The sequence below is a fragment of the bacterium genome (assembly GCA_018814885.1).
GTDB lineage: Bacteria > Krumholzibacteriota > Krumholzibacteriia > LZORAL124-64-63 > LZORAL124-64-63 > JAHIYU01.
The window spans coordinates 1-6,566 of sequence record JAHIYU010000077.1 but is presented as its reverse complement, the minus strand read 5'-3'; the positions used below and the strand labels follow the sequence as shown (position 1 = coordinate 6,566).

Genomic DNA, 6,566 nt, shown 5'->3' with positions numbered 1-6,566 from the left:
GGCGGCGGCGCTGGCCCTGCTGATGGTCGTCACCAACCGGCGTCCCGGCCCCGTGCCCCTGGGCGGCGGCGGCCCGGGCACCGTGACCGTGGACGGCCAAACCGTGCCGGCGAACCGTCCGGAAGCCCTGGCCCGCCTGCTGCACCCCGGCGCGCGCGTCACCCTGTCGGACGACGCCGAGCTTGACCTGCATTACCCCGGGGTGATGGTCTGGCGTCTGGAGCCGGGCACCACGGCCGTGCTGCCGCCCGCCCCCGGCCGCTGGTACGGCAAGGCGCTGGAGTGCCGCCTGGAGAAGGGCGAGCTCGGCCTGCGCACCGGCCCCGGTTTCCCCGGCGCCCGCCTGGCCATCGTCACCGCCGAGGGGCGCGCGATCGTCACGGGGACCCTGGTCTCGGTCTACCGCGACGACGCCGTGACCTGCGTCTGCGTGGTAGAGGGCGCCGTCGTCATGGAGACGGCGAGCGGCGAGGTGCTCGGCAACATCGAGGCCGGCCGGCGGCGCGTGCTGTTCCGCGACGGCAGCGAGCCGTTGCACGATGCGATCGCGCCGCCGCATCAGGCGCATCTGCAGGCGTTCGACGGGGCGTGCGGGAACGTGTTCGGACCCTGACGACAACCGGCCGCACGCATCGAGCGCCATACGAAGCCCCGCCGGCATATCGCCGGCGGGGCGTTTCGATGCCCGGGTCCGGATCGCCCTGAGCCCTACTCCTCCACCGGCACCGGCGGCTGCGCCCCTTCCGCCTCCCCGTCGCCGAGCAGATAATGATCGAACCACGCCAGTTCGCGCGTCTGGTAGTCGAGCATGTGGCTCGGGCGGTCGATGCCGTGCCCCTCCTCCGGATACAGGACCAGGCGGCTGGGCACGCCGTTGAGCTGCAGGTAGCTGAACAGCTCGATCGACTGGCGCGGGTCCACGGGCAGGTCATCCGCGCCGTGCATCACCAGCGTGGGCGTCCGCAGGTCCGCGGCGCGCGAGGCGGGGCTGTGCTCCCACAGGCGCGCCAGGTCGCCGGCCCAGGGCTGGCGATAGCTGTCGACGAACAGCTGCGGGTTGCTCTGCCCCATGGCCGAGACGTAGTTGAAGATGCCCGCGATCGAGACCGCCGCCTTGAACCGGTCGGTGCGCGAGATCACGTTGTTCGTCGACAGGCCGCCGTAGCTGTAGCCCGTGAAGCCCAGGCGGTCGGGGTCGGCGATGCCGCGCGCGACCAGGGCGTCGCAGGCGGCCATCAGGTCCAGGTGGTCGTTGGTGCCGAAGTTGCGGTAGACGCCGCGCAGGAAGTCCTCGCCGTAGGCCGTGCCGCCGCGGGGATTGGCGATGAAGACCGCGTAGCCCCGGTGCGACAGGACCTGCCAGGGATAACGCGTGGTCCACGCGTTGCCGTAGCGCGAGTAGGGACCGCCGTGCATCTCCATGACCAGGGGGAAGGGTCCGCCGTCGACGTCGGCGCCGGGCGGCAGGAAGAGGAAGCCCTCGACGGTGACGCCGTCGTGACCGGGCAGCTCCAGGCGCATGGGCGGTACGAGCCCGCAGCCCGCCACCGCGTCATCGGTGCTGGCCACCAGGCGGGCCTTGCCGGGCCTGCCGGCCCAGATGGCGCCGGGCCGGTGCAGCTCGCTCTCGCGGAAGGCCATCACGCCGCCGGCCATGTGCAGCTGGCTCACGTTGCCGGGCAGGTCGGTCACCTGCTTCAACGCGCCGCCGCGCACGTCGGCGTGGAAGACGTTCATGTCGCGCCCGTCGGCGACCCGCAGGTAGATCCGCCGGCCGTCGGGCGACCAGAAGGGCGGATCCGCGGGGGTCGAACCGGACCCCGACAGGCAAAGCTGCGTCTCGGGGGTCAGGTTCCGCGTCTCGCCGCTGCTCAGGTCCCGCACGAAGAGATGCTTGAGGTTGAGATAGGCGCGCAGGTCGTCGGCGCGGTCCATGAAAAAGGCAAGGCGGCTGCCGTCGGGGCTGTGGGCCGCCAGGGAGGCGTGGCGGTCCGGGTCGCTCACGAGCGTCAACGCGCCGCTCGCGGCGTCCAGCAGGCCGACCCGCTGCTCCTCGTCCACCAGGCCGGAGAAGCGTTCGTTGTAGGTCACCGCCAGCGATCGCCCGTCCGGCGCCCAGGCCAGGTGCTGGGGATTCAGGGGGGAACGGGTGAGCTGGCGGGGCTCGGTGTCGGCGGGGCCGTCGGGCAGGACGTCGACGAGCCACACCTGGTCGAAGTCCTCGGGGTGCTCCAGACGGTCGTACACGGTCCAGTCGGCGTGGTCGTCGTCCTCGTCGTCGGCGGCCTCCTCTTCGGCGGCCTCCTCGTCGTCGTCGGATTCCGCAGCGGCCTGTTCGTCTGCCGGGGGCGCGAGCACCGCCAGCGACGCGCCGTCGGGAGCCCACCAGTACGCGCTCAGGCCTTCGGGCAGGTCGGTCACCGGCCGCGGTTCCGAACCGTCGAGGGGGTTGATCCAGACCTGGGACGTCTCGCCGCGCGTGGCGAGAAAGCTCAGGGCGCCGTCCGGCCGCCAGGCCAGGCCGGAGATCCGCGAGCCGTCGAAGGTGATCTGGCGCGCGGCGCCGGTCGCCACGTCTGCGATCCACAGGAAGTACGCGTAGGCGTCCTCGGCCAGGTCGCGGCCGCGGTGCAGGTACGCCACGCGCGCGCCGTCGGGCGACACCGACGGCGAGGTGAGCACGGGCACCTCGAGGAACGCCTCGATGGTGAACGCGTCCTGTGCGGGGTCGGCCGCGGCGGCGAGGACCGGGGACATCCCCGCCACGAGCAGTGCCGCGGTCCAGAGACAGATGCGCACGCTTTTCATCGTTCCTCCCGGAAATCTGCATGTCCTGCCGGAAAACGACCGATCCGCCCCACAGGATAGCGCCTGGACATCGTCGCTGTCTTTCCCGAAAAACCCGGGCAGGTATGAAAGGCCGTGACACCTTCGACATCACCATCCCCGACACCGGAGCCCTCGACGATGCACCCGGAGCGGGGCGGAGTCGCCGTTCGAACAGACCGGGAGCATCACTCGCGACGGGGATCCGGGGCGGCCCGGGTCCCTGCCCGTTTCAGGCCACAGCATCCATCGGAGAGCATCATCACGCACAAATACCGCGCACGAGAGAAATGTCCGCTTGCTTCCATATGGCATATATTGCTGAAATGATATTCATGTTGAATATTCGAAATGATTATTGTACGATGGATAGACGACCTCCATCGCGCCCGCATCTACCTCGGGAGGGTGATATGAAAAAATCGACAATGTATGTCCAGTTGATCGCGATCCTGGCGATATGCATCCCGGCCGCGTCGGCGCTGGCCACCACGGAGGACTTCGACGGCCTCCCGGCCGGCACCGTCGTCGCGGGTCAGGAACCCGGCGGCGGCACGGCCCCGGGCACCGTCTTCGCTGATTTCACGTTGTCGGTGACCAACAACGGCGGCGGTCCCCACTCGCTGATCATCTTCGACTCCGACGATCCCACCGGCTGGGACCAGGATCTCGGCACGCCCAACGTGGACTTCGGCGGTCCCGGCGTGGGTTCCGGGGGCAGCGCCGGGGCGCCGGGCGAGAACTCCGTGCCCTACCACAACCTGTTGATCTGCGCCGAGGACATCGTCGACGCCAACAGCAACGGGCTCGTGGACGATCCCGACGACGAGGCGGGCGGCTGCACCGTCGTCTTCGACTTCGACTTCGTGGTGGACCTGAGCTACATCGTCATCGTGGACATCGATTTCGAGACCGTCGACTTCGACCTCTACGAGGACGGCGCTCACATCGGCGGCGACGAGGGCGTCGATCTGGGGAACAACTCCGTGCAGGTCGTTGACCTCACGCCGTTCTCCAGCATCGATCGCCTGGAGGTGGAGTTCAGCAGCAGCGGCGCCATCGCCGAGCTGGAATTCTTCCCGGCGGCCGTCGCCGACGAGGATGCCGACTGGGGCGGCGTGAAGCGCATCTACCGTTGAGCCGCTTCCGCACGCTACCCTCGCGAAAGGACCCGGGAAGCCCCGGGTCCTTTCGCTGTCCGTGCCCCGTCATCTGTAGATGGTCTTGATCCCGCTCCAGGTCGACGACTCCCCGGCCACCGGGCCGTCCGTCGTGATGACGAGCCGCGGCGGGTAGACGTGCGGCGAACCGCCCACGTAGATGCGGTCCATGCGGCCGACCTCCGAGTAGACGCCGCAGAGGAAGACGCCGACGCGCGCGGCTCCGTCGTCGATCGCGTCCTGCACGTGGCCGGTCACGCTGAAGAACAGGTCCACGTTGGCCTGGGTGGGCGCCACGATGTCGAGCGCCGTGTACATGTCCAGGTCGGCGCGGGGCAGCGGCACCTCGTCGCCCGTCGCCTGGTAGGCGAAGGCCGCCACGTAGGGCAGGCCCTCCTCGTGGCCGGTCTTGCGCGCGACGAATTCCGCGGCGAGGATGGTCTGTCCGGGGTTGAAGGCGGACAGGTCGAACTCGGCGGACACGCCCCATTCGGAATCGCAGCCCCAGGCGTTGCCGCCCACGTTCAGGCTGTAGGCCGTCGAGACGGTGCCGGCGACGAAATCCGGCTCCTGGGGGCATTCGCCGGTCCCCTCGACACGCTCGTCCTCGCCGACCTGCAGCAGCGGCGCCAGGAACTCCTCCGCCGCGCAGGCCGCCGACGCCGCCGACAGCGCCAGCAGGAATGCCGCGATCGTGATCGACCGGGATCCGCGGTCGGTTGTTCGCCACGATGTCATGATGCCCTCCTTTGACTATTGTCCGGTCGACTACGCCCTCGACTGCTGCTTGGCCCAGCTGTCCTTGAGCGAGACGGTGCGGTTGAAGACCGGCACGCCCGGCCGCGAATCGCGGCTGTCCACGCAGAAATACCCGTGGCGCATGAACTGGCACCTGTACCCCGGCTCCGCCGGGGCCAGGCCCGGCTCGAGCTTGCAGCCGCGCCTGACGACCAGCGACTCGGGGTTCAGGGAGTCGGCGGGGTCCGCGTTCTCGTCCGCGCCCGGAAACGGATCGCCGAAGAGATGGTCGTAGAGGCGCACCTCGGCGTCCAGGGCGTGGGCGGCGGAGACCCAGTGCAAAGTGCCGCGCACCTTGCGGCCGTCGGGCGTGGCGCCGCCCCGGGACGCCGGGTCGTAGGTGCAGCGCAGTTCGACGACGTTGCCGTCGGCGTCCTTGACCGCCTCGTCGCAGGTGACGTAGTAGGCGTGCTTCAGACGGACTTCGCGGCCCGGCGCCAGACGGAAGAACTTGCGCGGCGGATCCTCCATGAAATCGCTGCGCTCGATCCACAGCTCGCGGGTGAAGGGGATCGGACGCGTGCCGTCCGCCTCGTTCTCGGGGTTGTTTACGCAGTCGAAGTCCTCGGCCTTGCCCTCGGGATAATTCGTGATGACGACCTTCAGGGGATCGAGCACCGCCATCACCCGGCGCGTGGTCAGGTTCAGCTCCTCGCGCAGACAGTGCTCGAGCAGCTGGATATCCACAGTGCTGCTGGCCCTGGCCACGCCGATGCGATCGCAGAAATCGCGGATGGAGGCCGGCGTGTAACCGCGCCGCCGCAGGCCGCTGACCGTGGGCAGGCGCGGGTCGTCCCAACCGTCGACCACCCCCTCGTCCACCAGCCGCAGCAGCTTGCGCTTGCTCATCAGGGTATGGGTGAGGTTGAGCCGCGCGAACTCGATCTGCTGCGGGTGATAGGCACCGAGCTGGTCGAGGAACCAGTCGTAGAGGGGACGGTGCACCTCGAACTCGAGGGTGCAGATGGAATGGGTGATGCCCTCGATGCTGTCCTCGAGTCCGTGAGCCCAGTCGTACATGGGGTAGATGCACCAGTCGTCGCCGGTGCGGTGGTGCGTTGCGTGGCGGATGCGGTAGATCAGGGGGTCGCGCATCAGCATGTTGGGCGCGGCCATGTCGATCCTGGCGCGCAGGACCTTCTCGCCGTCGGCGAACTCGCCGGCGCGCATGCGGCGCAGCAGGTCCAGGTTCTCCTCGGGCGTGCGTTCGCGGTACGGACTGTCCAAACCCGGCAGCCTGACCGTGCCGCGCGTGGCCTTGATCCGCTCGTCGTCCTGGTCGTCGACGTAGGCCTTGCCGGCCTTCACCAGCTGCTCGGCGCACGCGTACATGCGCTCGAAGTAGTCCGAGGCGAAGAAGAGCCTCCCCTGCCAGTCGGCGCCGAGCCAGCGCACGTCCTCGATGATGGCGTCGACGTACTCCTGCTCTTCCCGGGCCGGGTTGGTGTCGTCGAAGCGCAGGTTGAACTTGCCGCCGAACTTCTCGGCCAGGCCGTAGTTCAGCAGGATGCTCTTGGCGTGGCCGATGTGCAGGTAGCCGTTGGGTTCGGGGGGGAAACGCGTATGGACGCGGCCCTCCCACTTGCCGGTGGCGTTGTCCTCGCGGACGATCTCTTCGATGAAGTTGGCGGCGGTGTCGGACATCGTATCGCGATCCATCCGGGTTGCGGGTGCGGCGTCGACGGGCGCCGTTCGAGCATATCCGGAAACGGGCGCCGCGTCGATGCCGTTGTCGGCGGGCGCTAGCGCGCGAGGAACGCCGTGGCCAGTTCCACGCTCTCG

5 protein-coding genes are annotated in these 6,566 nt (G+C 69.1%); 2 read left to right on the top strand and 3 right to left on the bottom strand.

Annotation, left to right across the window (positions count from 1 at the left end; genetic code table 11):
• On the top strand, positions 1–613 hold a 613-nt coding region (locus tag KJ554_04765), incomplete at its 5' end, for a FecR family protein (protein ID MBU0741650.1).
• 95 nt (positions 614–708) lie between these two features.
• On the opposite strand, the gene KJ554_04760 is transcribed toward KJ554_04765, so the two are convergent.
• Complete coding sequence (locus KJ554_04760; GenBank protein ID MBU0741649.1) at positions 709–2,808, bottom strand: S9 family peptidase; 2,100 nt, start codon at positions 2,806–2,808, stop codon at positions 709–711.
• A gap of 431 nt (positions 2,809–3,239) precedes the next feature.
• Here KJ554_04760 and KJ554_04755 point away from each other — a divergent pair, with 431 nt between their 5' ends.
• Complete coding sequence (locus KJ554_04755) at positions 3,240–3,965, top strand: hypothetical protein (protein MBU0741648.1); 726 nt, start codon at positions 3,240–3,242, stop codon at positions 3,963–3,965.
• A 69-nt stretch (positions 3,966–4,034) separates the two neighbouring features.
• Here the strand turns inward: KJ554_04755 and KJ554_04750 are convergent, their stop codons facing one another.
• Together KJ554_04750 and KJ554_04745 are read right to left on the bottom strand one after the other, a co-directional pair.
• Positions 4,035–4,724, bottom strand: coding sequence for a hypothetical protein (locus tag KJ554_04750; GenBank protein ID MBU0741647.1), 690 nt, complete (start codon positions 4,722–4,724; stop codon positions 4,035–4,037).
• Between the two features lie 30 nt (positions 4,725–4,754).
• Positions 4,755–6,428, bottom strand: a complete 1,674-nt coding sequence (locus tag KJ554_04745) for a glutamine--tRNA ligase/YqeY domain fusion protein (protein ID MBU0741646.1) — start codon at positions 6,426–6,428, stop codon at positions 4,755–4,757.
• Between the last annotated feature and the right edge of the window lie 138 nt (positions 6,429–6,566).

Coding starts and splice junctions, on each gene's coding strand:
- KJ554_04760 (MBU0741649.1), bottom strand. CDS start 2,808: ATGAAAAGCGTGCGCATCTGTCTCTGGACCGCGGCACTGCTCGTGGCG.
- KJ554_04755 (MBU0741648.1), top strand. CDS start 3,240: ATGAAAAAATCGACAATGTATGTCCAGTTGATCGCGATCCTGGCGATA.
- KJ554_04750 (MBU0741647.1), bottom strand. CDS start 4,724: ATGACATCGTGGCGAACAACCGACCGCGGATCCCGGTCGATCACGATC.
- KJ554_04745 (MBU0741646.1), bottom strand. CDS start 6,428: ATGTCCGACACCGCCGCCAACTTCATCGAAGAGATCGTCCGCGAGGAC.